Source organism: Corynebacterium sp. HMSC075F02, assembly GCF_001838335.1.
Lineage (GTDB): Bacteria > Actinomycetota > Actinomycetes > Mycobacteriales > Mycobacteriaceae > Corynebacterium > Corynebacterium jeikeium_D.
This window is the reverse complement of sequence record NZ_KV836313.1, coordinates 162,602-189,536: the sequence shown is the minus strand read 5'-3', so window position 1 is coordinate 189,536 and position 26,935 is coordinate 162,602. Positions and strand designations below refer to the sequence as shown.

The window sequence follows — 26,935 nt, the reverse complement described above, 5'->3', positions numbered from 1 at the left end:
TTGAGAATTATGCAATTCGGAATTTTTACAATTGGCGACGTCACAAAAGATCCCACGACTGGACAAATCCCTACTGAACATGAGCGAATTAAGGCAACTGTCGCGCTAGCGAAGAAGGCCGAAGAGGTCGGCCTCGATGTATTTGCTACTGGCCAGCACCACAATCCACCGTTTGTGGCACCGGCGAACCCGCCGATTTTATTAGCCAACCTCGCAGCACAGACCGAAAATCTGATTCTGTCGACCTCGACAACGCTGATTACCACCACCGACCCCGTGCGCATCGCCGAGGATTACGCCTACCTCCAGCACCTTTCCGAAGGTCGCATTGATCTCATGATGGGCCGCGGCAACACCGGGCCGGTTTATCCGTGGTTTGGCAAGGATATTCGCAAGGGAATTCCGCTGGCCATCGAGAACTATCACCTGCTGCGCACCCTTTGGCGTGAGGAGAATGTGGATTGGCAAGGTCAATTCCGCACTCCGCTGCAGTCCTTTACGTCCACACCGCGCCCGCTCGACGGTGTAGCACCTTTCGTGTGGCACGGCTCAATCCGCTCCACTGAGATTGCTGAGCAGGCCGCCTTCTATGGGGACGGCTTCTTCCATAACCACATTTTCTGGAATATCGAGCACACCACAGCCATGGTCAACCTCTACCGCCAGCGCTATGAGCACTACGGCCATGGTGCTGCTGATCAGGCAATCGTCGGGCTTGGCGGGCAGGTCTTCGCCGCTGAGACGGAGAAGAAGGCCAAGGAGATTTTCCGCCCATACTTCGACAATGCCCCGGTCTATGGACATGGGCCATCTCTGGAAGAATTCGAGAACATCACTCCACTGACCGTCGGCACGCCTGAGCAAATCATCGAACGTTACCTGGGCTATGCAGACGCCGTTGGCGACTACCAGCGTCAGCTCTTCCTTATCGATCACGCCGGCCTGCCGCTGGAAATGGCGTTGGAGCAGGTTGAAATCCTGGGAACCGAAATCGTTCCGGTCCTGCGTGAAGAGTTCGAGCGCCGCCGTCCGGCGCACGTGCCTTCCGACCCGCCGACGCATGCCTCGCTGGTTGCCGAGGGCGCAGATTCCCCGCACCTTCTCGTCCGCCCGGCTGAAAGGAATCAGTAGTGAAAAAGCTCGTCGTCGTAAGTGCCGGTGTTTCCGATCCATCAACCACGCGCATCCTTGCCGACCGCATCGCGGAGGCCGTCGAGGCGCAGGTCTCCAAGCGTGGCGAGGGGGTCCAAGTTGAGTACGTCGAGCTGCGCGAACTCGCTGTCAGCCTCGGCACTGTGATGTCCACAGGGCTTTACGACGAAAAATTGCGCGCCGCCCTCGATACTGTCAGCGGTGCTGATGGATTGATTGCCGCGACCCCGGTGTTCGCAGCGTCCTACTCTGGGTTGTTCAAGATGTTTTTCGACGCCCTGGATAAGGATGCGCTGACTTCCATGCCGGTCATTATTGCTGCGACGGCTGGCACAGCACGACATTCGTTGGTGCTGGAGTATGCGATGCGTCCGCTGTTTAGCTACCTGCGCGGCACGGTTATGCCGACTGCTGTATTTGCAGCCACTGAGGACTTTGGTGCTGGCGATGGTGCCGGAAATGGCGCCGGCGGAGTGTCCGGCGCGGAGATGAATAATCGCGTGGTGCGTGCAGCTCGTGAGCTTGCCGAGTACCTTGTCGGTGTTCGCTCGGCCGTAGTCGGTTTTGGTCCAGATTTTGGGAACGAAGCTGAAGAAAAGGGTGCGGAGCATTCAGCGGGCGGGGCCAGCGAGGGGAATCGGGGTGTTGGCGAGCCGAACCAGCGACGCAGTACAAACACGCGGGTGGATACTAATGTCACGGATTTTGCCACACTGCTAGAGGGGCTCGACGGCACCGCGAAGTAGCCGCGCTCACGTGAAGGGGCGGCAGAGGAGGGGTAGGGGGTCAGCGCTCTTTAGCGGCACCACGGGAGGTTGTAGTAGTCGCAAGAGAAGGTATCGGAAAGAGCGTATTCCTTAACCTGCAGGTCGTCGCTGCTGGTCGTAGCTGTCGGTGCTGCGGTAGCGGTCGGGGCGCCGGTCAGCGCGCCCAGGGAAAGTGCTGCGGATGCAATGGTGGTAGCAAGAACGGAAGTGCGTCGAAACATTAGGTAGTACTCCGAAAGATATCTGCCTCGGCAAAGTGTCAGGGCTTTGTGGACTGCCGGACTTCGCCAGTGATTAATAAAGAAATCATAACTATTTAATCAAGAGTGTGAAGTGTGGAGGTCTCTCTACCTGCCCGCGCCTGGGGGTGGCCATTCGGCTACTCTCTGGTGTCTTTATGTAGGTGGGCTAGTGGCCGAAATGTTGATTGTCTAGTACCAAGTGGCCGACCGAGGCATTTTTGAATTGGTTCAAAAGGCGTAGTTCTGATGCGATTGAATTGATCGCCGAAATCTTATTGTGGCGCCCATAATCGCTGGTCAAGGTCAATTAGATGTCGTATTCTCGCGTGGTAGAAATCGGTGAGATTCCATTTTTACTATGTGGATAATCGCTGCGGCCGTCGTAAAGCCAGTCGAAAATTTTCCATTACAAAACGCTGAATTTCGACTTACCTTTGCAGGTGTCAGTTCAAGTATTTCCTTACGAGTTGCTCGTCACATCCTGAAAGGATTTCGCCGTGAAGAAGACCCTGCTCTCCGGCTCCATTGCAGCCCTGGTCACCATGTCCTCGCTGGCTGTCGCCCCGATGGCTGAAGCTGCCCCAGCCCCCACCCCGGGCACTGTCGGTGGCACTTGCTCCGTTGAAGGCCAGTCCGGCCAGTCCCTGAAGATCACCGGCTCGAAGTTCGAGGTCGAAGGTACTGCGACTGTCGCTAACTACGGCGACACCGACCTGCCGCTGACTCAGACCCTGAAGGAAGGCAAGACCAAGTCCTGGAACGTCGGCGGTTCGGTCGACTTCGATTTGCTCAAGCTCTTCCACGTCACCTTCAGTGCCGGCTACCAGTCCACTCAGACCTGGGAAGTTGGCCAGACCCTCGGCCCGTACCCTGTCAAGCCCGGCTACACCGGTGTTCTGGAGTATGGCTTCCTGAATCAGTCCTTCGAAGGTACTCACCTGACCTGTAAGGGCGGAAAGTGGATTGACGCGGGTCGTCCGTACTGGGGCACCATCCCGAAGGAGCGTCACATTCGCGTTTCCATGCGCGCCAACGAAGCTGACCGCTCCGTGGACGGTGCTGCTCCGCAGGTCAAGGAGTACGCCGTTTAAGACGGCCAGAGCCCCTAAAGCCTCGAAGCAGAAGGAAGTTTCTCCATGTTGAGCCTGAAAAAGAAGGCCCTGGCCTGCGCGGTGATGGGTGCAAGTCTTCTTGCACCAGGCATCGTTGGACAGGCCGCGGCGACCCCGCTGACCCAGACCCCTGACCAGGATGAGCACCACACCGGTTTCACCAATACGGATAAATGTGACCCGGTCAAGGATGCCAAGCGTCACCCCTGGGAACAGTGGATTACCGACGAATGGGACCGCTACAATGGCACTAACTCATTCACCAACCGCACTGACCGCCCTATTCAGTACACCCTCGAGGTGACAGAGGGAGTCAACGAGTCTGTGAAGGCCATGAGCTCCGGAAATATGTGGGACGTGTTCCTCCACGGGGTGAAGAACAAGTACGGCATCGTCGAGGTCAGTCAGTGGTCGGTTGGCGACAAGCTGGGCCCGGTGACCGTCAACCCCGGTGAGACCGTTCGCGCAGACTACGGCGTGCACATGAAGTCCTTCATTGGCCGTGTTCGCACCTGTGACCAGAAGACCGGCCTGTGGCGCGGTGAGCCCTACTTCGGTGAGTACAACGGCAAGGGGCCGTCGACTCGCTTCGTGGTCTGGCACAAGACCACCAAGGAGGGCGAGCACCGTCAGCAGTGGGCGCCTGTCAGCGGTAACTCCGGTGACGGCGGCCCGGCATCCGCCACGATTAACGACTAGGAGCAGTTATGAAAAAGCGTGTTGTCGCCATGTGCTTGACGACGGTCTTTGCGCTCGGACTCGGTGCTCCGACAGCGGTGGCCGCCCCGAATCCAGGAGCCGGTGAACCGTTCGCGCCGGAGGAGTGGGTACCAGTGCCCAAGCCGGCGGCAGTTGACCGCGGTCCGGCACCGGGAACCACTTGTGAAGCTCCGGGTTCGGTGGCTGAGTTCGTGGAAATCACCGGCTCTCGCTACGACGTTGAGGGCGTTGTTTCTACGAAGAATGACATCGGTGATGAGCCGATTCCGCTGACGCAGACCATCAAGGAGTCCAAGACCAAGAAGTGGTGGACCAATATCTCTGTCAGTGTGAAGGTCAGTAAGGAGCTCAACCGCAAGTACTCCTGGGAATACTCCCGAGAGATGGTTTGGAGCCTCGGGCAGAAGATCGGACCGTACGAAGTGCGCAAGGGTGAAACTGGTCGTCTGAGCTGGGGATTCCTGGTTGACGAGTTCGCCGGACAGACAGTTCGCTGCAACGCCAACTCGAAGACGTGGGAGCCAATTGGGCGCAGCTACTTCGGTGTGGCTCCGCGCGAGCGACATGTCGAGGTGACCATCCAGTAGTTACACAGTTCTCTCTCCACACTCAGCACGGGTAAAAGGGGCATATTCGCGAAAGTGAATATGCCCCTTTTTGCTATCTATCTCGGGCCTGCAAAGGCTCAATTCAGAGCCGCTAACCGGCCAAATCTCAGAGCCCCTGGTTATTCTGCGGCAGCGGATGCCGGCGGATGGAAGCCCGCATCTATTGCTTTCAGCGCCAGGTCCAGGCGAGAGGTAGCTCCAAACTTATTGAACATGCTGGAGAGATGCTTCTTGATAGTGCCCGGCGACTTGCCGAGCTCCTTGGCGATGTCGTGGTTCGATTTGCCGCGGCAGATCAGGCCGAGAACCTCTCGCTCGGCTTGAGTGATTTTGTACGAGGAAATGTTGCGGGACGGCAGAGTTTTAATCAGCCGAGTCGCAGAAATCGGTGAGATGACGGTGCCGCCCTGGAAAACATCTTCAACGGTGCCAATGACGGATTCCGGGCGGGCAGTTTTGAGAATGTAGCCATTTCCGCCGAGACTCAAGATTTTCAGCATTGTTTCATCGGTATCAAATGAGGTGATAGCGATGAATTTCGGTGGATTCTCCACCTTCTTAATGCGCTCAAGTAGCTCAACGCCGTCCATGTTGGGCATATGAATATCGGTCAAAACTACGTCAACGCCACCACGGGCAATAATGTTGAGAGCCTCGTGGCCATCGCTGGCTTCATCGACCACGGTGATATGCGGTGCCTTCTTGAAATAGGTTCGCAGCGTCGAGAGTACGAGTGGGTCGTCGTCGACAATGAGAACCTTAATGTCAGACATCCGCGAACCTTTCATAGAAGTTATAAAAACCGAACAATATCTGTCATCGTGTGATATTACTACGCTAACCAGGACTTTTCGAGAGATATCTTCGTCACAGGCGGCTCCTACACCAATCTTACGCTAGCGTAACCTACTGGTTGGTAGATGGCATGTGGAGTTTGCAATTCCACACATTTCCCTCTCGTTCTGACGTGATGGAACCGTCCCACGGTCGCACTCGCCGATGCAGTGAGGAAAGCCCCAAACCGCTCGAGAGCATCGCCCGCGGCAGAAAATGCGGTAGCGCCTTCGATATCTGATTGCTGATGTCGAGCGTGAAGCCATCTTCCTCATTGCTCAGCGCCAGAATGTGAACGTTCGTTTGCGGTTCGCCGTACTTCTGAATGTTCGTGCAGAACTCCGACAGCGCCGGCGAGATAACCTCTGAAATCTGCGTCAAAGAGGGCTCGGTTTCAATCTTCGTGGCCAGCGAAACGTTAAACCCAGCTTCCTGCAGTTCATCCTTGGCCTGTTGAAGCACCCTGCTCATGCTGGGAACTCGCTCATCCTGGCCGATAGCGGAGGTCAAAGAACTCTCGTCGTCAGCTGATTTCAGCAATGAAAGCAACTGGCGAAGCTGTAGCAGGCCTTCTCGGGAGGTCTCTGCGATGTCCTCCAGGGATTCTTCAAGTTTTTCATCGGTCCCTTCTCGCTCGATGGCGAGCGCCTGCGCCAGCATGGTTACGCGAGTAAAGGACTTGGCGGTGGAGTCGTGCAGTACGGTCGCCAACTCAAGGCGTTGTTCTTCCAGAGCGCGGTTAGATTCAATCGTTGCCCGCCGGCGTTGTTCTTTGTAGCGGCTGCGCATCATGCCGATGGCGTAGGCAATCACAAAAAGCAGTGTTGTCACAAAGGTCGCGACATGGTCGCGTGCGAAAGTACTTGTGTTTACGTCGTAGTTTGAAATCACCAACAACAGCAACGCAGTGATTCTCGCCGGCATCTTGTTGTTGTTAGCACGCATCACTTCCACGATGAGAAGCGCGCAGAAAATCTGCATTGGAGCCTGCTCTGTGGGAAGGAAAGTCAACGCCAAGAAATTCGCTGGGACAACCACCATGGCAAAGAGCGGCAAATACGTCGCCACTGCAACAAGAATGACCTGAAGGCCACCGATAATGGTCGGCAACAATAGATCAGAGTTGCTCTCGCGGAAAATTAGCGCATCGAGAGCAGTGAGGATCAGCGCAATGACCATCTCCACTGACCCCGGAGTCCTCAGAAAGTCCCTTATCTGTGACAGCGATTTCTTAATCACTACGCCAAGACCTCTTTCCACACCACAACGCGGTCATCTCTAACGGGATGCAGTAATCAATATGCAGTAATCAATATATTGTCAGTGCGGTTGAGAGTGCCATTTGCATGATTAATGCCGTGGCGCAGGGGTCGTCGTAAAGCACAAAAAATCCGCCCGGGAAGAATAACCTCTCGGGCGGATTTTTGCTTACTTAGCGAGTGCTACTTACGACGCGCCGATCCTGGCAGCGGAACTCCGTGCTGGTTGCGCGGAAGGTTCTTAGCGCTTGCCGACGGCGCCTGCGTCTCCTCGGCTGGGGCCTCAGTGGCCTGCTCGGTGGAGGCGGCATCTTCCGCCGACTGCTGTTCAGTAACCTCTGGCTGCGCCGGAGCCTGCTCTGCCACTGGCTGAGCAGGAGCCTCCTGAGCTTCGGTTTCCTCTGCTGCCGGGGCAGGGGTGCTAGCGACTGGCTTGGCCTTGCGTGCGCCACCCGGGATTGGAGCGCCCTTGCGTGCGCCGCCCGGAACCGGAGCACCGGATGCGGTCTTCGGCTGCTCAGCTGCTGGCTGGTCAGCTGCTGGCTGCTCGGACTCGGTGGCCGCTACTTCAGCAGCGGTGTCCTCGGCGGGAGCGGTTTCCTCGGCCTTCGGCTTGGCGGCCGGGGCTGCCTTCTTAGCACCACCTGGAACCGGGGCACCCTTGCGTGCGCCACCCGGAATCGGAGCGCCCTTGGTTGCCTTCGGAGCCTCAGCCGGAGCTTCGGTTTCTGCAGCTGCTGGCTCTGCCTGCGCGGCCGGCTTAGCGGCCTTGGCGCCGCCCGGAACTGGAGCGCCCTTCTTAGCGCCACCTGGAACCGGTGCGCCGGCCTTTGCTCCGCCTGGCTTCGGAGCGCCGCCCGGAGCTGGAGCACCCTTCTTGGCACCGCCTGGGGTCGGGGCGCCGCCCTTTGCACCACCTGGAACCGGGGCGCCGGCCTTGGCGCCGCCTGGCTTCGGAGCGCCACCCGGAGCAGGAGCACCCTTCTTGGTGCCACCCGGAGTTGGTGCGCCGGCCTTGGCACCGCCTGGCTTTGGAGCACCACCCGGAGTCGGAGCGCCCTTCTTGGCACCACCTGGGGTCGGTGCGCCGCCCTTGGCACCACCCGGCTTCGGAGCACCACCCGGAGTCGGAGCGCCACCCTTGGCGGCAGCGCCTGCAGCAGCACCAGCAGCTGCGGCACCAGCGCCGGCAGCGGAAGCCTTCTCTGCCTTCTTCTTCTCGGCAGCCTCAGCCTTCTTGCGCTTAGCTTCCTCTTCCTCGAGGCGCTGACGCTCTTCCTCTTCAGCCTTCTTCGGATCGACCCAGCCACGCTCCGGCTGCTCAATCCACTCCGGTTCGCGTGCCTGCGGCAGCTCGCCGTCGACCTTCACGGAGTCGCGGAGCATCTGGGCGATGTCCAGGACCTCCGGCTTCTTCTCGTCGTCCTCGATGACGTTGTTGACGCCATCGTTCATCATCGTCTTACAGAACGGGCAGCCGATGGCAATTGCCTCAGCGCCGGTTCCGACAGCCTCTTCGGTGCGGTTTACGTTGATGCGCTGACCGATGGTCTCTTCCATCCACATGCGAGCGCCACCAGCACCACAGCAGAAGCCGGTGTTCTTATTACGTGGCATTTCGACGAGGTTGGCGCCGGACGCGCCAATCAGCTCACGCGGAGCTTCGAATACCTTGTTGTGGCGGCCCAGGAAGCATGGGTCGTGGTAGGTGACCTGGCGGCCCTGACCCGAAGCAACCGGCTGCAGGCGGTTAGCACGAACCAGCTTGTTCAGCAGCTGGGTGTGGTGGACAACTTCGTACTGTCCGCCCAGCTCCGGGTACTCGTTCTTGAAGGTGTTGAAGCAGTGCGCACAGGTGACGACAATCTTGCGCTGCTTAGGCGGCACACCGTCGAAGACCTCGTCGAGCTGCTCGATGTTCTGCTCAGCCAACATCTGGAAGAGGAATTCGTTACCAGCACGGCGAGCGGAGTCGCCAGTACAACCCTCGGCCTGGGAGAGCACAGCGTACTTCACACCTGCGGTGTAAAGCATCTCTGCAACAGCCTTGGTGGTCTTCTTCGCATTGTCGTCGTAAGCACCGGCACAACCGACCCAGAACAGGTACTCGGTATCGTCGAAGCTCTCGACATCCTCGCCCCAAATCGGGACAACGACGCCTTCCTTGCGGACCTCATTGATCCAGTCGGCGCGAGTGGAAGCGTTCTGGCCCCACGGGTTGCCCTTGGTCTCAAGGTTCTTGAACAGGCCAGCCAGCTCGGTCGGGAAGTCCGACTCCACCAGGACCTGGTAGCGACGCATATCAACGATGTGGTCGATGTGCTCAATGTCAACCGGGCACTGCTCAACACAGGCACCACAGTTGGTGCAGGACCACAGGACGTCCTGGTCGATGATGCCCTCATCGCCGTCGCCAACCAGCGGCTTGGTCAGGAGTGCTGCGCCAGCGCCTTCGCCCTCGCGAGCGGTTTCGATGGTCTCGCCAGCCAGCAGGTACGGGGCAGAAGCGTAAGCGTGGTCACGCAGCTGGTTAACCAGCAGCTTCGGGGACAGTGGCTTGGAAGTGTTCCATGCCGGGCACTGCTCCTGGCAGCGACCACACTCAGTACAAGAGGTGAAGTCCAGCAGAGCCTTCCAGGAGTGGTCGGTGACCACACCGGTACCCATGGAGTCAACTTCTGGGTCAGCCTCTTCCAGGTTCAAAATCTCGCCGTTAGAGGTCATCGGCTTAGCGCCAGCGAGGGCGTTGTAGCCATCAGCGTTGCGCTTGAGCAGGATGTTGGCGAATGCCAGGAAGCGGTGCCATGCGACACCCCAAGTCAGGTTGCGGCCAACAACGAAGAGCCAGACCATACCGGACAGCAGCTTAATCAGCGCGAAGATGGACACCATGACTTCGGAGGCCGGCAGAATCTGTGCGATACCACCGGTGGCGAAGTTCGCCCAGTTCCAGACCTCGGCGCCAGTGTGACCGTGGTCGCCGTAGGTAGCCAGCTTGGCTGCCTTGACGAACATCATGCCGAGGCCCTCGATGAGGACGACAGCCTCGACGAAATAAGCAGCACCAGCGTTGGAGCCGTAGAAGCGGCTCAGGCGCTCCTTGCCCAGGTTGGTCTGGCGGACGAGGATCAGTGTCAGGATGCCCAGGGTGGTGCCCAGGCCGAGCAGTTCGTCGATGAAGTGCCAGGCGGTCAGATTCCTGAGGATTGGCCAACCACCGGCTGGCCAGAAGGTCTGAATGTACGCCTCGAACCACACCAGGGAGCCGAGGAGGAAGCCCACCATGACGAACCAGTGAGCCACAGCAACGCCGGGTTTCTTGGCCATCTTGGTGTGACCGACGATCTCTCGGATCATGGTCCAAATACGGGTTCCCCATTCACCGGTGTGACCGTATGTCTTTTGGCCCACCATGATGGTCTTCACCATATGGGTGAATCCCTTGATAAAGATGAACCAGCAGGGCAGGGACAACAGGACGCCAATAACGCCGACTGCGACGGTGAATCCGGTAGATTCCGGAATCGCCGTGTCAGCCGTCGCCGCGGCGAGGTTGAGCACGCTCATAATGTTCCTTCTAGGCTGGCTCAGCCAGGGTGATGGCTGAGTGAAAATAGTTCTCTTGTGAGTTCTATCACGAGCCGCGGACGCTTACCTAACTAATGTCCAAAATGGTGCTGAATTCATCGATACACGGTGTAACCAGCGGTTATTTGGCGAATTACGCAAAAAAATCGTTGTTTTATTCGAGAGGGATTCGAGGGGCAACGCCTTCGCTTGACGGCGGCGCGAGGCACTTTCGTCGTCACTCTTTTATGGGCGGAAGTGGTGGCGGTGTTGCGTGTGGGCAGTTGTCGAGTGTTGTCGACTCGATGTTCTGCGGACGCATTGCGGGGGTAGCGCCGAAGCGCAGGGGCGGAGCTGTGTTGCGAGGCGGAGAGGGGGGTCGGTGGCGTGTTGGTCTTTGAAAACTGATTGAAGCAGACATGTATTCACATGCGTTACATTCTTAACACAAATAACAATAGTTACTTCTGTACCTGTGTTTTGGTGGATAGTTCGCTATTGGGCCCGGGATTTGCTGGCAATTAACGAAAAAGTCATTAAATGTAACTGACTTTTATGAATCCCAAGTGGATTTAAAAGCCTCTATGTCCGCAATTTGCCTAGTAATCGGCGTGCCAATTCGGTGGTGAGGAGAGTTGCCTGGCCACCCCCGGCGCAATTCTTATGTAGGCGCCATTCTGTGTATTACCTAGTATTAGCAGCGTGATACTGCGGATTTATCCGTCTGATTCTAAATGGCAGTGGGGTATGGATGTCTCAGTGCCACTTTTTCTTGAGAGGGACTTTAATAGTGCGATCTTTCCGTGCAATCGCTATGGCTGGAGCCGGCCTTATTCTTACTGCGAGTGCGGTCTTTAGCTCGGGCGCAGTGGCAAACGCCAATCCGGTCAGTGCGGTCGCAGTCAAGGCGTTCAATAGCTCGCTTATGACTCCAGTGGTGGTTTCCCCGGTCGGACGTGCAGCTGCGGAGACTGCGCTACTTGATCCTCAGGTGCCGATTATTGTGCTCGGAGCCCGTCTCAATCCCGACTGCAGTGCTCCTGCTGTCTTGACGTCCCGATTGGAAACTGCACGTTCGCTGGCGCTGCGTCATCCTCTTAATCCGGTCATCGTCACGGGTGGTCGTACTCAGCCGGATTGCCAGACTGAGGCTGAGTACATGCGTGATGCGCTTGCAGCTATGGGGGTATGGAAGCGGCGAATCACGATGGAAACAAACTCAGACTCCACTGTTGAAAATGCGGCTGGCACTGCATACCTTGCGGAATCGGGAACCAGTGGCGTTCGTGCCGCTGTCATTGTGACTTCTCCAACGCACACACCGCGCGCACGCGACACCTATTCTGCTGCCGACGACTCGGCGCTGTGGCTGGCCGTCCCGTCGACTGTGAACTAGCCACTAGACGTATACGGCCAGCGGCTAGCGGGGCGGTCATAATCGACTGGCCTATTGAGGCAGAAAAGCGAGAGGTTCCCTCGAGGGGATGGGTCTCTCGCTTTTCTTCAGGCGGATAATCGCCTGGAGATCCTAGGAATTGGTGAAGTTCGCCTTGCGCTTCTCGGAGAACGCGGCCATGCCTTCCTTCTGGTCGTTGGAGGAGAACAGGGAGTGGAAGGTACGGCGCTCGTAAAGAAGGCCCTGCGACAGAGTCATCTCGTATGCCTGGTTGATCTGCTCCTTGATCAACGTGGTGGCAACCAGCGACTTTTCGGCGATCGCTTCGGCGACCTTCAGGGTCTCGTCGAGAAGCGCCTCCGGCTCGACGACGCGGGCGACCAGACCTGCGCACTCAGCTTCCTCGGCACCCATCATGCGGCCGGTGAGGCACATCTCCATTGCCTTAGCCTTGCCGATTGCGCGGGTGAGACGCTGCGAGCCGCCCATGCCCGGAGAGATGCCGAGGTTGACCTCAGGCTGACCGAACTTGGCCTTAGCGCCAGCGATGATGAAGTCCGCCATCATAGCGACCTCGCAGCCACCGCCCAGGGCGTAGCCGTTGACGGCGGCGATAACTGGAGTGCGGACGGAAGTCAGAACATCCCAACGTGCGAACCAGTCAGAGGCATACATCTCGGTGCCGGACTTGTCCGCCATCTCCTTAATGTCCGCACCTGCGGCAAACGCCTTCTCGGAGCCGGTGATGATAATCGCGCCGATTCCCGAGTCGTTGTCGAAAGCGGTGGCTGCTGCGCCGATCTCTTCCATGGTCTTGTGGTTCAGGGCGTTCAGTGCCTTCGGGCGGTTCAGGGTGATAATGCCGACGCGACCTCGGGTTTCGGTAAGGATGTTTTCGTAGGTGGTCATTAGATACTCCTTTGGGATGGCTTGAGTTTGGTGAAAGTTGTGTATGTAGCCCGCAATTCCAAAATCTGAAGAACGTGGCTGCGGCTTGAAAAGTCTTTCCTGTATGCGAGGGTACCTGCGGTAGCGGGTGTCGTCAGGCTGTTTGAGCTGATAGGTGCAGGGTGGGGCGAGTTGGTGTCTTTTAGTGCTCGATGTGCCGGTGGCCATATTGGCTAACTAGACAGCTTTGTCTATATACTTCGCTTTATGTCGAACAAGAACACCGCAAACACGCACGAACTATGGGACATTGCTCGCAAGCTTCGGGAAAACCACACCTATGTTGACTTGACTCACGCGTTTCACGCCGGTCAGCCGAAATTCCCTGCGCTTCCCGACGAACAGCGAACACGGCTTTTCACCGTTGCTGAGCATGGATTTGAAATCGACCAGTATCAGTTTGTTGGCCAGTGGGGTACGCATGTGGATCCGCCTGTGCATTTCGTCCAAGAGACGAGAACTCTTGACAATATTGGCGTCGAGCAGATGATCCTGCCTTTGGTCGTCCTAGATTTCACTGCTGAAGTCGCTCGGGATAATGATTTCTCCCCTTCGATTGCTGATGTCGAGGCGTGGGAGGAACGCAATGGTTTGATTCCGGGCGGTGCATTTGTCGCATTTCGCAGTGACTGGTCAAAGCGGTGGCCTGACGCTGAGGCAATGGCCAATGCGGATGAAGAGGGCGTGACTCACTACCCAGGATGGAACGTTGAGGTTGTCGAATGGTTGATAGACAACCGTGGCGTTGTGGCGATTGGGCACGAGACCACTGATACGGACCCCGGCATCGTGGCTCATGGTGGCAGCTTGCCGACGGAACTCTATCTATTAGGGCGTGACCGATGGCAGATTGAACTTCTGGCTGGGCTCGACCAGGTGCCGGAAACGGGGGCTCTCGTGGTTGCCTCCTGGCCGAAGCCAAAGGATGGGACGGGGTTCCCAGCTCGAGTTTTTGCTGTTTTGCCAGTGTAATCCTCCCACTGCCTTCGAACGGTTTTCGAATACGCCATAAAGCTTCGCCTAACTCAATCCGAGCCTAGATGCGTGATTCAGCCGTCATTGTTTGAGAGCTTTGCATTGTCCGTTCACTGCGTCGACCGAAACGACGAGCCGACAGCACGGATTATCCTCCGGCGTGCATTGTCAAGATCGGCCGGCTCTATGTGCTCGCATGGGGTGAGCTCTGTGAAGGCATGGGCGGCAGTGCCGCGGTGAAGGCGGATTCCCGAGTGGCAATCCGCCTGTGGTCTTAACCTCGCTTACGCAGTGAAACTACCAATGCGGCAATACCGGTCAGCGCGCCCACGAGGCCGAGCCCCAGGCCCCAGCCGCCAAGCGTGCTGCTCGAATCCTCGCTGGTAGCAGCTGCGGAATGCTCCACGTCGTCTGAGCGGCTATCGCCGTGGTTTGTCTCGCTGGTGCCATGGTTGTGGCTGTGGTCGTGGCCGTGGCTATGTTCATTGTCTTCCGACTTCTCAATCAGCTCCACAGTTGGAACCGGGTAGTCACTATCGTGGTCCTTTTCAGCCCAGTTCATCGAACCCTTTTCACAGGTTTGCAGCGTCGGCACCTCAACTGTCGACGGCTTTGCGTCATCAGCCACCTTCACGCTGAGCGTCAGAGAATCCTTCAGGTCCGACGGCAGTGGAGTCTTTGCGGTGTAGATGACCTTCTGCACCTTTTCATTCTTGCCAGAGCCGGTCGACTCCTTGGTGACATCCCAGTTCGCGTTCACGTTCGGCGTAACCTTTTCGAACTCCTCCGGGATGGTGAACTCGACCTTCGTCGTCGGCGAACCGTCGCAGCCATGGCCGACCCCGAAAGCCAGATCCGCGTAGCCGCCAATCGGGGCAGACGACGGGGTTGCATGCACATGTGCGGATGCAATGGCAGGGAAGGCGAGGGTTAGTGCGGCGCTTGCCGACGCTACTGCGAGCCCACGGAAAAAGGGGAAATGGTGTCGCTGTGCATTCTGAGGCACGAAAAACTCCTAAATAAGTGGGATGAATTCTTGGCTCAATCGCCCCGTAAATGGGGAGAATTTAGACATGTATTAGTGGAGCCGCCAGAGCTGATTCGGTGTCAGGCCATGGGGTAACAAGGGCATGGCCTGTTGATGAGCCGGTGGCTGCAAAACACGTCAGGGGATTAGTCGGTTCGCTGTGCAGGAAAGTTCCCAGGGCTAGTGCTAGGAAATTCTTTGTCCCCCTGGAGTCCAGAGGCAGGATTCTGTATAGAAAATTGCGCTGTCGGCTACCGTGAGTGGCTTTAGAGCATAGTCTTGTAAAAATCTTTTATCGCGGTGACCTGCGGTGATGACGGTTTTTTTAGAAAAGTTGAGTCGGGTTGGAATAACTTTGTCCCATAGTCCGTTGCATAGCATGACAAACATTGAGTCGGACACACTCAAGTTTGCTTGACAGATTTTCTACGGCAATGCAGACTTGAGCGCGTAAGACTTAAGGGCAATTCTTTTACTCTTCTAGAAAGGTGTTCATCATGGGACGCGCTGTTGGTATTGACTTGGGTACGACGAACTCCTGTGTCTCCGTCCTCGAGGGCGGCGAGGCTCAGGTGATTGCGAACGCTGAGGGTTCGCGCACCACTCCGTCGGTGGTTGCATTTGCAAAGAATGGTGAGGTCCTGGTTGGCCAGTCCGCTAAGAACCAGGCTGTCACTAACGTTGATCGCACTATTCGTTCGGTCAAGCGCCACATGGGTACTGACTGGAGCATCGAGATTGATGACAAGAAGTACACTCCGCAGGAGATTTCCGCTCGTACGCTGATGAAGCTGAAGCGCGACGCTGAGTCTTACCTGGGTGACGACGTCACTGATGCGGTTATTACCGTTCCGGCTTACTTCAACGACGCTGAGCGTCAGGCAACCAAGGAAGCGGGTCAGATTGCTGGCCTGAACGTCCTGCGCATTGTCAATGAGCCGACTGCTGCTGCACTTGCTTACGGTCTGGAGAAGTCCGACAAGGAGCAGACCATTCTGGTCTTCGACCTCGGTGGCGGTACCTTCGACGTCTCCCTGCTGGAGATCGGCGACGGTGTTGTTGAGGTTCGCGCAACTGCTGGTGACAACAAGCTCGGTGGCGATGACTGGGATCAGCGCATCGTTGACTGGTTGGTTGAGAAGTTCCAGTCCAGCAACGGCATTGACCTGACCAAGGACAAGATGGCTCTGCAGCGTCTGCGTGAGGCTGCTGAGAAGGCCAAGATTGAGCTGTCCTCCTCGCAGCAGGCATCTATCAACCTGCCGTACATCACCGTTGATGCTGACAAGAACCCGCTGTTCCTGGACGAGACCCTGTCCCGTACTGAGTTCCAGCGCATCACCTCTGATTTGCTTGACCGCACTCGTAAGCCGTTCCAGCAGGTCATTGCTGACGCTGATGTTTCGGTTTCCGACATTGACCACGTCGTGCTGGTCGGTGGTTCCACCCGTATGCCGGCAGTCTCCGAGCTGGTCAAGGAACTGACCGGTGGTCGTGAGCCGAACAAGGGCGTTAACCCGGACGAGGTTGTCGCAGTTGGTGCTGCTCTGCAGGCCGGCGTTCTGCGCGGTGAGGTCAAGGACGTGCTGCTGCTCGACGTCACCCCGCTGTCGCTGGGTATTGAGACCAAGGGCGGTGTCATGACCAAGCTGATCGAACGCAACACCACTATCCCGACCAAGCGTTCGGAGACCTTCACCACTGCTGAAGACAACCAGCCGAGCGTTCAGATTCAGGTCTTCCAGGGCGAGCGTGAGATGGCTGCAGCTAACAAGCTGCTGGGCTCTTTCGAGCTGGGCGGTATCGCTCCGGCACCGCGTGGTGTCCCGCAGATTGAGGTCACCTTCGACATCGACGCCAACGGCATTGTCCACGTCACCGCTAAGGACAAGGGCACTGGTAAGGAAAACACGATCACCATCCAGGACGGCTCCGGCCTCTCCAAGGAGGAGATCGACCAGATGATCAAGGACGCTGAGAAGCACGCTGACGAGGACAAGAAGCGCCGCGAGGAGCAGGAAGTCCGCAACTCGGCTGAGTCCATGGCTTACCAGACCCGCAAGTTCGCATCGGAGAACGAGGACAAGGTTTCCCAGGACATCCGCGACCGCGTTGAAGAGGCCGCCAAGGAAGTCGACGAGGCTCTGAAGGGCTCCGACATCGAGGCCATCAAGTCCGCCGTCGAGAAGCTGTCCACCGAGAGCCAGGAGATGGGTAAGGCTATCTACGAGGCTCAGGCAGCTGAGGGTGCAACCGCAGCCGAGGGTGCTGAGGCCGCTGACGCTGACGACAACGTCGTTGACGCTGAGGTCGTCGACGAGGACGAGAAGGACAAGTAAGAATGACTGACCAGGATCAGGGAAACCAGCCCACCCCGGAGGAGCCGGCCAACCTGGCCGATCAGGTCAACGAGGTCTTCGAGCAGGCCAAGCTTGACGACGACGTGGAGCCGGCGACCGAAGGTGCCGCCGGCGACACCGCCGCGGAGGAAGCTGCAGACCCAGTTGCAGCCATCCAGCGTGAGTTGGATGAGCGCACGGAGGACCTGCAGCGCCTGTCGGCGGAGTTCGCAAACTACCGTCGTCGAGTTGACCGAGACCGTGAAGCCGAGCGCGTACAGGCGAAGGCAAAGCTGGCTGGAGAACTGCTGGTTTTGGCTGATGACCTCGACCGGGCTGAAGAGCACGGCGACTTGGCAGACGGCACGCCGCTGAAGGCTTTCGCGGATAAATTCCGTGGCGTGCTGACCGCACAGGGTGTTGAGGAATTTGGTGCCGCAGGAGAGGAGTTCAACCCGGACATCCACGAGGCTGTCCAGGATCTCTCTGAAGGGGATGACAAGGTTCTAGCCAATGTGCTGCGCAAGGGCTACCGAATTAATGACCGTGTCATTCGTACGGCGATGGTAATCATCGGCGATCCGCAGTAGCGGAGACACAAGTGACGCAGATTTCTTTGAATTAGTTTTTCTGAAAGGAGGAGATGCACCATGACTCAACGGGAATGGGCAGATAAGGACTATTACGCTGACTTGGGCGTCTCTAAGTCTGCGTCACTCGACGAGATTAAAAAGGCCTACCGCAAGTTAGCCCGGGAGAACCACCCGGACAAGAACCCGGGTAACAAGGCCGCTGAAGATAAGTTCAAGCGAATCTCCGAGGCATACTCGGTGGTCGGTGACGAGGACAAGCGCCGCGAATACGATGAGCTGCGTGCAGCTCTCGCAGGTGGTTTCCGATTCCCCGGTGCCGCAGGTGCCGGCGGAGCCGGTGCTGCCGGTGCACGTGGATTCGACTTCGACGTGTCGGATCTCTTCGGCGGAGGTGCCGGATTCGGTGGCAATGCTGGTGGTGCAGGTGGCCTAGGTGATTTCCTGGGCGGCTTCGTAAACCGCAATGGTGGCGCTGGTGCTGCCGGGCGGCAGAAGGCCCGCCGTGGTGCGGATGTGGAGACAGAGATTACGCTCGATTTCCGCGAGGCTGCCCAAGGTGTCACCATCCCGCTGCAGCTCACCAACCCGTCGCCATGCACGAACTGCAATGGTTCGGGTGCAGCGCCGGGAACCTCACCGGTGACGTGTACCACCTGTCATGGTTCGGGATATGTCAAGGAGCAAAAGGGGGCCTTCGGCTTCTCCAGTCCGTGTGCGGACTGTGGTGGCCAGGGCACTCGTATCGAGAACCCTTGCTCGCAGTGTAACGGCACCGGTGTGACCACCCGCCGTCGTACCATCACCGTTCGCGTCCCCGCAGGTGTGGTGGACGGCCAGAAGGTTCGTCTTGCTGGCCAAGGTGAAGCGGGACTGCGAGGGCGTCCGGCCGGTGACCTCTTTGTCACCGTTCATGTTCGCCCGGATGAAGTCTTCACCCGCAGCGGCAATGACCTTGAGGTCACGGTGCCGGTGAGCTTCGGCGAACTCGCACTCGGCGGCACCATTACTGTGCCGACGTTGGGTGACAAGATTCGTGTGCGTGTGCCGGCTGGCACAGCCGATGGCCGAACACTGCGTGTGCGCGGTCGGGGTATCCCAAAGCGCAATGGCACTCCGGGGGATTTGCTAGTGACCGTGCGCGTGAAGGTACCGACCAATTTGGATGACAATGCCACTTCGGCATTGCGCTCCTACGTCGAAGCGGAGCGTGCTAGCGGGTTCAATCCTCGTGAGGGGTGGGCAGGTGCGAAATAATGTCCGACAACACTGAGGTCTATGTCATATCCGTAGCCGCGAATCTCGCCGGCATGCATGCGCAAACGCTGCGTAATTATGACCGACTCGGGTTAGTAACTCCGCAGCGCACTTCCGGCGGAGGTCGGCGCTACACCAAACGCGATGTTGCGCTGCTGCGTGAGATTCAGCGTCTGAGTCAGGAAGACGGCGTCAACTTGGCCGGTATTAAGGCCATCATCGACCTGACTGAGCGGGTGGATTCGCTTGAGCAGGAAAATGCAGAACTGAGAGAGCAGCTCTACCAGGCAAAGGCACAGGCTCGCCGCTCGCGTGGCGAACTGGTTCACGTCCCACGCTCTACGGCCGTGGTGATGTGGGAGCCGCGCACACGACGTAGGCACAAAGACAACCGCGGTGCGGAAGGATAATCCCACACGGCTGATTGAACGGACTAAGCAGCGTTGGCTGGTTAGTCCGTTTTCTCTTGGCTTGTTAATTTTGGCCGTGGATTAGCAACCGCTGATCTGAGACACCGGTCAGCTGTCAGTTAGCCACCGGTTGGTCTCGCGGGTGAAAACTTCGTCGTCAAAGTAGTGTTCGATGTGCGGGTTGCCCTGAACGTGCCGATACTTTTGAGGAATATCCTGCACGGGAGTGACCATGAAATCGGTCAAATCTCGCATGGACAGGCCACGCTCACTCAGGTTGAGTGTGTACGCGCCGAAATCCTTATCCGCTGGGTTTTTCCCATGAATCCCCAGTTCGGCAGGAATACGAATGGGGTCCATCGGGGACGTCGCCACTGCCACACGGTGGCTATTCTCATTTTCGGGTCGGACTGTGCCGTCCGGCTTGAGTAGTTTCATGTCGTTTGCGCGCTCCAGTCCGGGGCCAACACCTGGCGGAGCTATGAGCAGCACCCTATCCGCGTAGAGGCCACTACCAAGGGAAGCCTGCGAGACCACCGTCGCCCCATAGCTATAGCCGGCAACAACGTGCCGCTGAGTAGAAGACGTGCCGTGGCTAGTAAGGCCACCGGCAATCGCAGTGTCACCACTATCGACGCCACCGGAACGCTCAATCAAACCAGCTTGCAAATGCTGCAGCCGCTCAGCGGCAAAATTGTGATACTCGGTGCGTATGGCCTCACGGAGGTCGGGTGGCGCGTCATAGGAAAACAACACCACCGCCACATCCTCCGGATCTTCACCGGCGGCGTGGAAGGTCGCGGCTACGCGCTCGAACTGCCTGCTAGCGTCCTCCGCGCTAGAGCTGGTGCCGGGGACGAGAGTAATCACAGTCGATGCTCGCTCAACGTCACCGAACGCAATCGCAGAATGTCCAGGCGAGGACTCCAATAGTTGTCCAGGAGGCAGCCCCAAAGACCGGGCGCGAGCGGACATGGCAGCGTCTATCTCCGATAGCGGTCTACTCGAATACGCCCCAGTCAATCCGCTCCCAACTTCCAAGTCCCAACCACCGTCAAGCCCTCTGTCAGCAGGGTTGCCAGTACCACTGCCAGCCTGTGATGGCTGCAATCTACCCGAGCCGCTAACTCCGCTTGCCACCAGTGGTGAAAGAGCTGAGATTGCGCCCGCCGCCTTCTCATCGAGTCGGTTGAGTTCAGCCAAAGCCGACTGAATCCGAAGCTGCGAGGTTGCACGCCATTCGGCCATGGTGAAAGGCCCGGAAGGAATTTTGGGATGAACGAGGCTGCGCGCAATCGCAGACAGCATGCCCTCCGGCGGAGTCACCGCACCAGAAACCAGGTTCACCTGAAATCCCAGGTTGGTTGCCTGGTTTACCGCGTCGGTAAGTTCGCGGATGACGTCGTTAAGCATGGCGGCGGTGTCGCTGCAGCAGGCGGCGAGACGTTCGAGCGCGACACTGCTCCGGCGTAGACGCGTGGAGCTGTGGGTGACAGAAATCTCGGCGGCGCTGCGGTTGTCGCCGGCGAAGTCGTCCTCTGAGAGCGCGTTGAGTGCGCCCTGGGAACTGTCGGCGGAATCGGCGAGGGCGCGTGCCCCGGAACGCAGTGCCCGGGCAAGCGTCTCCAGCGAATCCACATGCCACAGCAGTGCTTCGCCTACCGTGACCATGACAGCTTTTCCAAGGCGGCGGACTGGTCATGCTCGTGCGCGAGAGCGCTGACAGCGAGGGCATCGGCAGCCTGCGCAATAACGTCGATGTTTGTGCACGCGGCAAGCAATGATTCCGACCACTTCCCACAAGTAGTGGAGACCGCGGGGACAATCCGTGAACCGGGCAGGGCAGAGGTGAGCTCGGCGCTTCCTGGGGCAGCTGCGACGATGGTGGAAAGGCCATCAATACGAGTGGAAATCTGCTGGTAGGAACGACTTAAGGCGGATAGTTGAGCTGGGTTTACTGTGATGTGTTCGGCCATGTTTTTGATTCTGCTGGGTGGAGTAAGGCAGCGGAAGACCATCTTCAGCGAACTGTGGATAACTCTGAGCGGAAGCAACGCAGGAAGCCGCGCTGTGGATAACTTCAGGGCGGTCAATCCGGGGTAGTCGGTAGCATTTAGGCATGCGTATTGCACTGGCTCAGTTGGAATTGTCAGCGTCGGTTGAAGAGAATCTGGACGCGGTGAAGGTGACTATCGCGCGGGCAGCACAGGACAACGCCGATTTGGTGGTTTTCCCCGAGGCCACGATGAAGGCGTTCAATTCCGGTCGCCTGGATGTCGTGGCGGAGTCCAGCAGCGATAGGTTCGTAGCGGAGGTCTCGCAGGCCGCTCACGATGCCGGAATCAGCGTGGTGGTCGGCATGTTCCGGCCGGCAGATGAAGTGGAGCGCGACGGTAAGACGATGCACCGCGTCTTCAATTCGCTGCTTCTGGCTTGGCGTGATGAGGACGGCCCCGGTGTCGAGTTCTACGACAAACTCCACCTCTTCGACGCTTTTGGGTTTCGCGAATCGGATACTGTCGCGCCGGGCAATGCGCACGTGGTCTGTGATGTCCCGCTTGCCGACGGATCGTCGGTCGCCCTCGGTCTTGCGACATGCTTTGACATCAGGTTCCCGGAGCAATTCATTCAACTGGCCAACCTGGGCGCAGAGGTCATCGCGCTGCCTGCATCGTGGAATGATGGCCCGGGCAAGGTAAGGCAGTGGCAGACGCTGGTGTCGGCACGCGCACTGGATAGCACTTGTGTGATTGCGGCAGTCGATGCAGCCCGGCCTGGTGGGGCGAAGGCCGCGGGGAAAGATGAGGGGCCGACCGGCGCGGGGCACTCCATGTTGGTCAATGCGGACGGCGGAGTCATTGCCTCGGCGGGCTACGACCCGCAGTTGCTTGTGGCCGATGTGGATATAGCGGAGGTGGAGCGGATTCGTCGCTCGATTCCGGTGCTGGAAATTCGCGATCAGGGCTAGCCGGGAAGCAATGAAGCGGGCCGAGTCGAGGGGGCGAAGATTGCGGGATATTAGCCTATAGTTCTACCGATTCGGGCGAAGTCCTTTATATTTCTTATCATGCTGCTCCACATCCTCTGGGTCATCGGAATTACGGCCGAAGGCGTCACCGGCGCACTAGCGGCCGGTCGAATGCGCATGGATCTCTTTGGAGTTTCAACAATTGCGTGCATGACTGCTATCGGCGGCGGTACCCTGCGCGATGTCATTCTCGGTCACTATCCGTTGGTGTGGGTTGCAAGCCCACAATATTTGCTGGTTATTGTCGGTGCAGCACTGATCACGGTGCTGTTGGCCGACTTCCTGATGAAGCACTTCCGGGTCGTGTTCTTGGTCGCTGACGCAATCGGTTTGTCGGCGTTTTCCATCATTGGTGCCCGCGTGGCCATGGAAATGGGGCACGGCGTCATCATCGCTATTGTCGGCGCCGTTCTTACCGGTGCGTTTGGAGGTGTGCTCCGCGACCTGATGTGTGACCGCGTCCCGCTGGTGTTTCAAAAGGAGCTCTATGCCTCCATCGCAGTCGTCGCGGCGACGCTTTACTACGTGCTCGACATGGTTGGCCTGCACGAGAACATCAACATCATCTGTGCGGTGCTGTCCGCACTGTTCATTCGACTAGCGGCGCTTTGGCGTGGCTGGTCGCTGCCGGTATTTGATTATCAAGGGCGCGATTAAATAACTCCCGCACCAAGAAAACCTGGTACGGGAGTTTTTAGTTGCGCTAGCGACTACCTAGAGGCGCGCACAAGCGCAAATGCACAGCGCGGACGATTAGGAAATCGAAGCCTCGTAGATGCCCTTGACGGACTCAGCCATGGTTGCGTTGAACTCTTCGTCGGACTGCTGAGCGGACAGGCCCTCAGACAGTGCACGGGAGAAGGAAGCAATCATGCCGTGGTTGCGGGACAGACGCTCGTTGGCGTCCTCGCGCTCGTAGCCACCGGACAGGGCGACAACGCGCATGACCTTCGGGTGCTCAATCAGCGGCTTGTACAGGTCATCCTTGGTCGGGATGGAAACCTTGATCATGACCTTCTGGTCATCAGCCAGGTCATCCAGGCCAGCGAGCAGCTCGCGCAGGACGATGTCCTCAGCCTCTGCCTTGTCAGCAGCGTTGATGTCGACCTCCGGCTCCAGGATCGGAACCAGACCGTGGGACAGAACCTGCTTGCCGAACTCGAACTGCTGGGCAATGTTGGCCTTGATGCCCTCTTCGTTTGCCTCGGCAATGAAGGAACGCATCTTGGTACCGAAGATGCCCTTAGCGACAGCGCGCTCCAGCAGCTCATCCAGGCCCGGGCACGGCTTCATAAGCTGAACGCCGTTTTCCTTGTCTGCCAGGCCCTTGTCAGTCTTCAGGAACGGGACGATGCCCTTCTTTTCCCACAGGTACTGAGCGGTCGGGATTCCCTCGATGTCGCGATCCATGGTCTGCTCGAAGAGAATCGCGCCAATAATCTGCTCAGAGTTGAAGGACGGGGAAGTGATGATGCGGGTACGCATCTCGTGAACCAGGTCGAACATTTCATCTTCGTTCGAGTACTGATCCTCGTTGATGCCGTACAGGCGCAGCGCCTTCGGGGTAGATCCACCGGACTGGTCGAGAGCGGCGATGAAGCCCTTGCCCTCAGTCATCTGACGTGCCTGCTCGATGTTCATTCGAGTCCTTTCGTGAGAATGAAGGAATGTCACCTACCAGGGTAACCAAAACAATATGAGTGCGCTGCCCGCCCATCACTCACATGGGGGAAGTTGAATCCGGCGGGAGTGTGCTGGTGAGGACGTCGGGCGGTGTGTCGGAGTGTGTTCGCACGTGGTTTCTGGAGCTTTCCAACGTTTTCTAGTGCTTTCCGGCGCGCTACTACGCTTAACGACGCTGCCGAGCTCAATCCTTTTTGCTATAGGTGTGGTGTGAATCACGGTCGGGAAATTGAAAAATTTGAAGTTGAGTGGAACAGACTCAAGGCTGAGTGCGTTATGGGTAGTGAATGACAAAGTTGAGTCAAAGGGGCGCAAGTTATGAGTTTTACACCAACAACTAAGACTGGAGAAGTTCTCCAGGAAGCTATGAAGGCCGCGACCAGCGCGGGTAACCCGGATATCCGGCCTGGGCACATTCTGGTAGCACTGCTGGAGCAAAAGGAGGGTATTGCGGCTCCACTGCTTGAAGCAGCGGGCGTTAATCCTTCTGGGGTTTTGACCCGCGCTAAGGAGCTGGTCGCGGGGTACCCGTCGGCAAGCGGGGCGAATATGGCGAACCCGCAGTTTAATAGGGACGCTGTTAATGCACTGAACGCCGCCGAGGAGCTGGCGGGGGAGCTGGGAGACGAGTACGTTTCCACGGAAATTCTGCTTATCGGTGTAGCAACTGGCCAGTCGGAGGCGGCAACTGTGCTGCAGTCGGCGGGTGCTACTGCCGAGGCGTTAAAGGGTGCGCTGACTAGCGTGCGTGGATCGAGGAAGGTAACAACGGAAAATCCGGAAGAGCAGTACCAGGCTCTGGAAAAGTATGCGACGGACTTAACCGCGCGGGCACGTGAGGGCAAGATTGACCCAGTTATCGGCCGCGATGCGGAGATTCGTCGCGTGGTACAGGTCTTAAGTCGTCGCACCAAGAACAATCCTGTGCTCATTGGTGAGCCGGGCGTTGGTAAGACGGCCATTGTAGAGGGGCTGGCACGACGCATTGTTGCAGGTGATGTGCCGGAATCTCTGAAGGGCAAGACCCTGATGAGTCTGGATTTGGGCTCTATGGTCGCCGGTGCGAAGTACCGCGGTGAGTTCGAGGAGCGCCTGAAGGCGGTTCTGGACGAGATTAAGGAATCCGACGGTCAGATTATTACCTTCATCGATGAGATTCACACCATCGTTGGCGCTGGCGCCACGGGTGATGGCTCGATGGATGCGGGCAACATGATTAAGCCGATGCTGGCTCGTGGTGAGCTGCGGCTGGTCGGTGCGACGACCCTGGATGAGTACCGCAAGTACATCGAGAAGGATGCTGCGCTGGAGCGTCGTTTCCAGCAGGTCTTTGTCGGTGAGCCGAGCGTTGAGGACGCCATTGGTATTCTGCGTGGTCTGAAGGAGCGCTACGAGGTCCACCACGGTGTTCGCATCCAGGACTCCGCGCTGGTGGCTGCAGCAACGCTGTCGGACCGCTACATCACATCCCGCTTCCTGCCGGATAAGGCTATCGACCTGGTTGATGAGGCCGCATCGCGTCTGCGTATGGAGATTGACTCCTCGCCGGAGGAAATCGACTCCGCGGAACGCATCGTGCGCCGCCTCGAAATCGAGGAAATGGCCCTGGAGAAGGAAACTGACATCGCGTCGAAGGAACGCCTGGACAAGCTCCGTGAGGAACTTGCAGATGAGCGCGAGAAGCTCAACGCTCTGAAGACTCGCTGGCAGAACGAGAAGTCCTCGATTGATGATGTCCGCTCCGTCCGCGAAGAGCTCGATGCCCTGCGCACTGAGTCCGAAAAGGCTGAGCGCGAAGGTGACTACGGGCGCGTCGCAGAGCTGCGTTACGGACGCATCCCTGAGTTGGAGAAGAAGCTGGAGGCCGCCGAGGAATCGGTCGCTGACGCAGAGGAAAACTCCATGCTCAAGGAGGAGGTCACGCCTCAGGAAGTCGCTGAGGTTGTCTCCGCCTGGACGGGTATCCCGGCTGGCAAGATGATGCAGGGTGAGACCGAGAAGCTGCTCGAAATGGAGCTCAACCTCGGCCGTCGCGTTGTTGGTCAGAATGCCGCTGTGGAGGCTGTCTCCGATGCCGTCCGCCGTTCGCGTGCGGGTGTTGCCGATCCGAACCGTCCGACTGGTTCCTTCCTGTTCCTCGGTCCAACTGGCGTTGGTAAGACAGAGCTGGCCAAGGCGCTGGCGGAGTTCCTCTTCGACGATGAGCGTGCGATGGTGCGCATCGATATGTCCGAGTACGGCGAGAAGCACTCTGTCGCTCGTCTGATTGGTGCTCCTCCTGGATACGTCGGCTACGACGCTGGCGGTCAGCTCACCGAGGCTGTTCGTCGCCGTCCGTACACCGTCGTGCTTTTCGACGAGGTCGAGAAGGCTCACCCGGACGTGTTCGATGTGCTCCTGCAGGTGCTCGATGAGGGTCGCCTGACCGATGGTCAGGGCCGAACCGTGGACTTCCGAAACACGATTCTGATTCTGACCTCCAACCTCGGTGCTGGTGGTACGCATGAGCAGATCATGGATGCGGTCAAGATGGCCTTCAAGCCGGAGTTCATCAACCGTCTCGACGATGTAGCGATCTTCGATCCGCTGACCTCCGAGCAGCTGCGCGGCATTGTGGACATTCAGGTTCGCAACCTGGCAGAACGCCTGGAGGCACGTCGTCTGGTGCTGGATGTCTCCGATGAGGCACTGGATTGGCTGTCGGAGCGCGGCTACGACCCGGCCTACGGCGCCCGTCCGTTGCGTCGTCTGGTGCAGAAGGCAATCGGCGATGAGCTGGCACGTCGACTGCTCGCTGGTGATGTTCGCGATGGTGACCGCGTAGAGGTCACGGTTGCTGACGATAGCGAGTCGCTGAAGGTTGTCGGCTATGACGAGGATGGCGTAGCCCGAATCTAGGGCGCCTGATACTCAGGGCGATAACTGCTGAGCAGGCTGTCTGTTTGTTGGGGCGGTTTGAGAGAGTTTTCTCCTGAACCGCCCTTTTTGTGCTTTTATTGTCCAGATTTATGTGTCTTGTGA

23 protein-coding genes are annotated in these 26,935 nt (G+C 58.1%); 14 read left to right on the top strand and 9 right to left on the bottom strand.

Annotated features, from left to right (window positions below; all coding sequences use genetic code 11):
* Window positions 1-9 precede the first annotated feature (9 nt).
* Together HMPREF2920_RS07190 and HMPREF2920_RS07185 are read left to right on the top strand one after the other, a co-directional pair.
* The gene (locus tag HMPREF2920_RS07190; RefSeq protein ID WP_049171747.1) at window positions 10-1,131 is read left to right on the top strand and encodes a CE1758 family FMN-dependent luciferase-like monooxygenase; all 1,122 of its coding nucleotides are present in this window, start codon (window positions 10-12) and stop codon (window positions 1,129-1,131) included.
* Window positions 1,131-1,898: an FMN reductase gene (locus HMPREF2920_RS07185; protein ID WP_049171746.1), complete on the top strand. Its 768-nt coding sequence runs from the start codon at window positions 1,131-1,133 to the stop codon at window positions 1,896-1,898. The genes HMPREF2920_RS07190 and HMPREF2920_RS07185 overlap by 1 nt, the downstream gene beginning before the upstream one ends.
* A gap of 50 nt (window positions 1,899-1,948) precedes the next feature.
* Here HMPREF2920_RS07185 and HMPREF2920_RS07180 read toward each other — a convergent pair whose 3' ends face one another.
* Window positions 1,949-2,140, bottom strand: coding sequence for a hypothetical protein (locus HMPREF2920_RS07180; protein WP_049171743.1), 192 nt, complete (start codon window positions 2,138-2,140; stop codon window positions 1,949-1,951).
* Window positions 2,141-2,658: 518 nt separating this feature from the next.
* Here HMPREF2920_RS07180 and HMPREF2920_RS07175 point away from each other — a divergent pair.
* The 3 genes from HMPREF2920_RS07175 to HMPREF2920_RS07165 are packed head-to-tail and all read left to right on the top strand — an operon-like array spanning window position 2,659 to window position 4,580.
* Window positions 2,659-3,252, top strand: a complete 594-nt coding sequence (locus HMPREF2920_RS07175; RefSeq protein WP_016421574.1) for a hypothetical protein — start codon at window positions 2,659-2,661, stop codon at window positions 3,250-3,252.
* A gap of 45 nt (window positions 3,253-3,297) precedes the next feature.
* Window positions 3,298-3,972, top strand: a complete 675-nt coding sequence (locus HMPREF2920_RS07170) for a hypothetical protein (protein ID WP_005511744.1) — start codon at window positions 3,298-3,300, stop codon at window positions 3,970-3,972.
* An 8-nt stretch (window positions 3,973-3,980) separates the two neighbouring features.
* Window positions 3,981-4,580, top strand: a complete 600-nt coding sequence (locus tag HMPREF2920_RS07165) for a hypothetical protein (RefSeq protein ID WP_005511781.1) — start codon at window positions 3,981-3,983, stop codon at window positions 4,578-4,580.
* Between the two features lie 140 nt (window positions 4,581-4,720).
* Here HMPREF2920_RS07165 and HMPREF2920_RS07160 read toward each other — a convergent pair whose 3' ends face one another.
* The 3 genes from HMPREF2920_RS07160 to HMPREF2920_RS07150 all read right to left on the bottom strand — a co-directional run bounded on the left by HMPREF2920_RS07160 (window position 4,721) and on the right by HMPREF2920_RS07150 (window position 10,261).
* Window positions 4,721-5,374, bottom strand: coding sequence for a response regulator transcription factor (locus tag HMPREF2920_RS07160; RefSeq protein WP_016421571.1), 654 nt, complete (start codon window positions 5,372-5,374; stop codon window positions 4,721-4,723).
* Between the two features lie 133 nt (window positions 5,375-5,507).
* Complete coding sequence (locus tag HMPREF2920_RS07155; protein WP_222865634.1) at window positions 5,508-6,614, bottom strand: histidine kinase; 1,107 nt, start codon at window positions 6,612-6,614, stop codon at window positions 5,508-5,510.
* A gap of 263 nt (window positions 6,615-6,877) precedes the next feature.
* Entirely contained in the window at window positions 6,878-10,261 is a 3,384-nt protein-coding gene (locus tag HMPREF2920_RS07150) for a heterodisulfide reductase-related iron-sulfur binding cluster (RefSeq protein WP_070601021.1), read from the bottom strand.
* Between the two features lie 790 nt (window positions 10,262-11,051).
* Between HMPREF2920_RS07150 and HMPREF2920_RS07145 the strand changes: the two genes are divergently transcribed.
* On the top strand, window positions 11,052-11,657 hold the full coding sequence (locus tag HMPREF2920_RS07145; protein WP_224784014.1) for a YdcF family protein: 606 nt from the start codon (window positions 11,052-11,054) through the stop codon (window positions 11,655-11,657).
* Window positions 11,658-11,789: 132 nt separating this feature from the next.
* Here HMPREF2920_RS07145 and HMPREF2920_RS07140 read toward each other — a convergent pair whose 3' ends face one another.
* Window positions 11,790-12,566: an enoyl-CoA hydratase gene (locus HMPREF2920_RS07140; protein WP_070601023.1), complete on the bottom strand. Its 777-nt coding sequence runs from the start codon at window positions 12,564-12,566 to the stop codon at window positions 11,790-11,792.
* Window positions 12,567-12,812: 246 nt separating this feature from the next.
* Between HMPREF2920_RS07140 and HMPREF2920_RS07135 the strand changes: the two genes are divergently transcribed.
* On the top strand, window positions 12,813-13,577 hold the full coding sequence (locus HMPREF2920_RS07135; RefSeq protein WP_049171735.1) for a cyclase family protein: 765 nt from the start codon (window positions 12,813-12,815) through the stop codon (window positions 13,575-13,577).
* Between the two features lie 277 nt (window positions 13,578-13,854).
* Here the strand turns inward: HMPREF2920_RS07135 and HMPREF2920_RS07130 are convergent, their stop codons facing one another.
* Entirely contained in the window at window positions 13,855-14,586 is a 732-nt protein-coding gene (locus HMPREF2920_RS07130) for a YcnI family protein (RefSeq protein ID WP_049171733.1), read from the bottom strand.
* Between the two features lie 518 nt (window positions 14,587-15,104).
* Between HMPREF2920_RS07130 and dnaK the strand changes: the two genes are divergently transcribed.
* The 4 genes from dnaK to HMPREF2920_RS07110 are packed head-to-tail and all read left to right on the top strand — an operon-like array spanning window position 15,105 to window position 19,203.
* Window positions 15,105-16,946 carry a molecular chaperone DnaK gene (gene dnaK / locus HMPREF2920_RS07125; protein WP_048734453.1) on the top strand — a complete coding sequence of 614 codons (1,842 nt, stop codon included), beginning with the start codon at window positions 15,105-15,107 and terminating at the stop codon, window positions 16,944-16,946.
* 2 nt (window positions 16,947-16,948) lie between these two features.
* The gene (gene grpE / locus HMPREF2920_RS07120) at window positions 16,949-17,536 is read left to right on the top strand and encodes a nucleotide exchange factor GrpE (protein WP_016421563.1); all 588 of its coding nucleotides are present in this window, start codon (window positions 16,949-16,951) and stop codon (window positions 17,534-17,536) included.
* A gap of 60 nt (window positions 17,537-17,596) precedes the next feature.
* Window positions 17,597-18,793, top strand: coding sequence for a molecular chaperone DnaJ (dnaJ, locus tag HMPREF2920_RS07115; RefSeq protein WP_005511752.1), 1,197 nt, complete (start codon window positions 17,597-17,599; stop codon window positions 18,791-18,793).
* The gene (locus HMPREF2920_RS07110) at window positions 18,793-19,203 is read left to right on the top strand and encodes a heat shock protein transcriptional repressor HspR (protein ID WP_070601024.1); all 411 of its coding nucleotides are present in this window, start codon (window positions 18,793-18,795) and stop codon (window positions 19,201-19,203) included. The genes dnaJ and HMPREF2920_RS07110 overlap by 1 nt, the downstream gene beginning before the upstream one ends.
* 108 nt (window positions 19,204-19,311) lie before the next feature.
* Here HMPREF2920_RS07110 and HMPREF2920_RS07105 read toward each other — a convergent pair whose 3' ends face one another.
* The gene (locus HMPREF2920_RS07105) at window positions 19,312-20,874 is read right to left on the bottom strand and encodes an alpha/beta hydrolase (RefSeq protein ID WP_070601028.1); all 1,563 of its coding nucleotides are present in this window, start codon (window positions 20,872-20,874) and stop codon (window positions 19,312-19,314) included.
* Window positions 20,862-21,179 carry a hypothetical protein gene (locus tag HMPREF2920_RS07100; protein ID WP_070549985.1) on the bottom strand — a complete coding sequence of 106 codons (318 nt, stop codon included), beginning with the start codon at window positions 21,177-21,179 and terminating at the stop codon, window positions 20,862-20,864. Before HMPREF2920_RS07100 ends, HMPREF2920_RS07105 begins: the two co-directional genes overlap by 13 nt.
* 143 nt (window positions 21,180-21,322) lie before the next feature.
* Here HMPREF2920_RS07100 and HMPREF2920_RS07095 point away from each other — a divergent pair, with 143 nt between their 5' ends.
* Together HMPREF2920_RS07095 and HMPREF2920_RS07090 are read left to right on the top strand one after the other, a co-directional pair.
* Window positions 21,323-22,171: a carbon-nitrogen hydrolase family protein gene (locus HMPREF2920_RS07095; RefSeq protein WP_049193760.1), complete on the top strand. Its 849-nt coding sequence runs from the start codon at window positions 21,323-21,325 to the stop codon at window positions 22,169-22,171.
* Between the two features lie 99 nt (window positions 22,172-22,270).
* Complete coding sequence (locus HMPREF2920_RS07090) at window positions 22,271-22,888, top strand: trimeric intracellular cation channel family protein (protein WP_016421558.1); 618 nt, start codon at window positions 22,271-22,273, stop codon at window positions 22,886-22,888.
* A gap of 96 nt (window positions 22,889-22,984) precedes the next feature.
* Here HMPREF2920_RS07090 and HMPREF2920_RS07085 read toward each other — a convergent pair whose 3' ends face one another.
* Entirely contained in the window at window positions 22,985-23,872 is an 888-nt protein-coding gene (locus HMPREF2920_RS07085) for a fructose bisphosphate aldolase (RefSeq protein WP_038626781.1), read from the bottom strand.
* A 360-nt stretch (window positions 23,873-24,232) separates the two neighbouring features.
* On the opposite strand from HMPREF2920_RS07085, the gene clpB reads away from it, so the two are divergent.
* Window positions 24,233-26,812: an ATP-dependent chaperone ClpB gene (gene clpB, locus HMPREF2920_RS07080; protein ID WP_070601029.1), complete on the top strand. Its 2,580-nt coding sequence runs from the start codon at window positions 24,233-24,235 to the stop codon at window positions 26,810-26,812.
* Window positions 26,813-26,935: the final 123 nt, after the last annotated feature.

Excerpts from the sequence above, each read along its gene's own strand:
- HMPREF2920_RS07190 (WP_049171747.1), top strand. The coding sequence starts at position 10 with ATGCAATTCGGAATTTTTACAATTGGCGACGTCACAAAAGATCCCACG.
- HMPREF2920_RS07180 (WP_049171743.1), bottom strand. The coding sequence starts at position 2,140 with ATGTTTCGACGCACTTCCGTTCTTGCTACCACCATTGCATCCGCAGCA.
- HMPREF2920_RS07170 (WP_005511744.1), top strand. The coding sequence starts at position 3,298 with ATGTTGAGCCTGAAAAAGAAGGCCCTGGCCTGCGCGGTGATGGGTGCA.
- HMPREF2920_RS07165 (WP_005511781.1), top strand. The coding sequence starts at position 3,981 with ATGAAAAAGCGTGTTGTCGCCATGTGCTTGACGACGGTCTTTGCGCTC.
- HMPREF2920_RS07160 (WP_016421571.1), bottom strand. The coding sequence starts at position 5,374 with ATGTCTGACATTAAGGTTCTCATTGTCGACGACGACCCACTCGTACTC.
- HMPREF2920_RS07155 (WP_222865634.1), bottom strand. The coding sequence starts at position 6,614 with ATGGTCATTGCGCTGATCCTCACTGCTCTCGATGCGCTAATTTTCCGC.
- HMPREF2920_RS07150 (WP_070601021.1), bottom strand. The coding sequence starts at position 10,261 with ATGAGCGTGCTCAACCTCGCCGCGGCGACGGCTGACACGGCGATTCCG.
- HMPREF2920_RS07140 (WP_070601023.1), bottom strand. The coding sequence starts at position 12,566 with ATGACCACCTACGAAAACATCCTTACCGAAACCCGAGGTCGCGTCGGC.
- HMPREF2920_RS07135 (WP_049171735.1), top strand. The coding sequence starts at position 12,813 with ATGTCGAACAAGAACACCGCAAACACGCACGAACTATGGGACATTGCT.
- dnaK (WP_048734453.1), top strand. The coding sequence starts at position 15,105 with ATGGGACGCGCTGTTGGTATTGACTTGGGTACGACGAACTCCTGTGTC.
- grpE (WP_016421563.1), top strand. The coding sequence starts at position 16,949 with ATGACTGACCAGGATCAGGGAAACCAGCCCACCCCGGAGGAGCCGGCC.
- dnaJ (WP_005511752.1), top strand. The coding sequence starts at position 17,597 with ATGACTCAACGGGAATGGGCAGATAAGGACTATTACGCTGACTTGGGC.
- HMPREF2920_RS07110 (WP_070601024.1), top strand. The coding sequence starts at position 18,793 with ATGTCCGACAACACTGAGGTCTATGTCATATCCGTAGCCGCGAATCTC.
- HMPREF2920_RS07105 (WP_070601028.1), bottom strand. The coding sequence starts at position 20,874 with ATGGTCACGGTAGGCGAAGCACTGCTGTGGCATGTGGATTCGCTGGAG.
- HMPREF2920_RS07100 (WP_070549985.1), bottom strand. The coding sequence starts at position 21,179 with ATGGCCGAACACATCACAGTAAACCCAGCTCAACTATCCGCCTTAAGT.
- HMPREF2920_RS07095 (WP_049193760.1), top strand. The coding sequence starts at position 21,323 with ATGCGTATTGCACTGGCTCAGTTGGAATTGTCAGCGTCGGTTGAAGAG.
- HMPREF2920_RS07090 (WP_016421558.1), top strand. The coding sequence starts at position 22,271 with ATGCTGCTCCACATCCTCTGGGTCATCGGAATTACGGCCGAAGGCGTC.
- HMPREF2920_RS07085 (WP_038626781.1), bottom strand. The coding sequence starts at position 23,872 with ATGAACATCGAGCAGGCACGTCAGATGACTGAGGGCAAGGGCTTCATC.
- clpB (WP_070601029.1), top strand. The coding sequence starts at position 24,233 with ATGAGTTTTACACCAACAACTAAGACTGGAGAAGTTCTCCAGGAAGCT.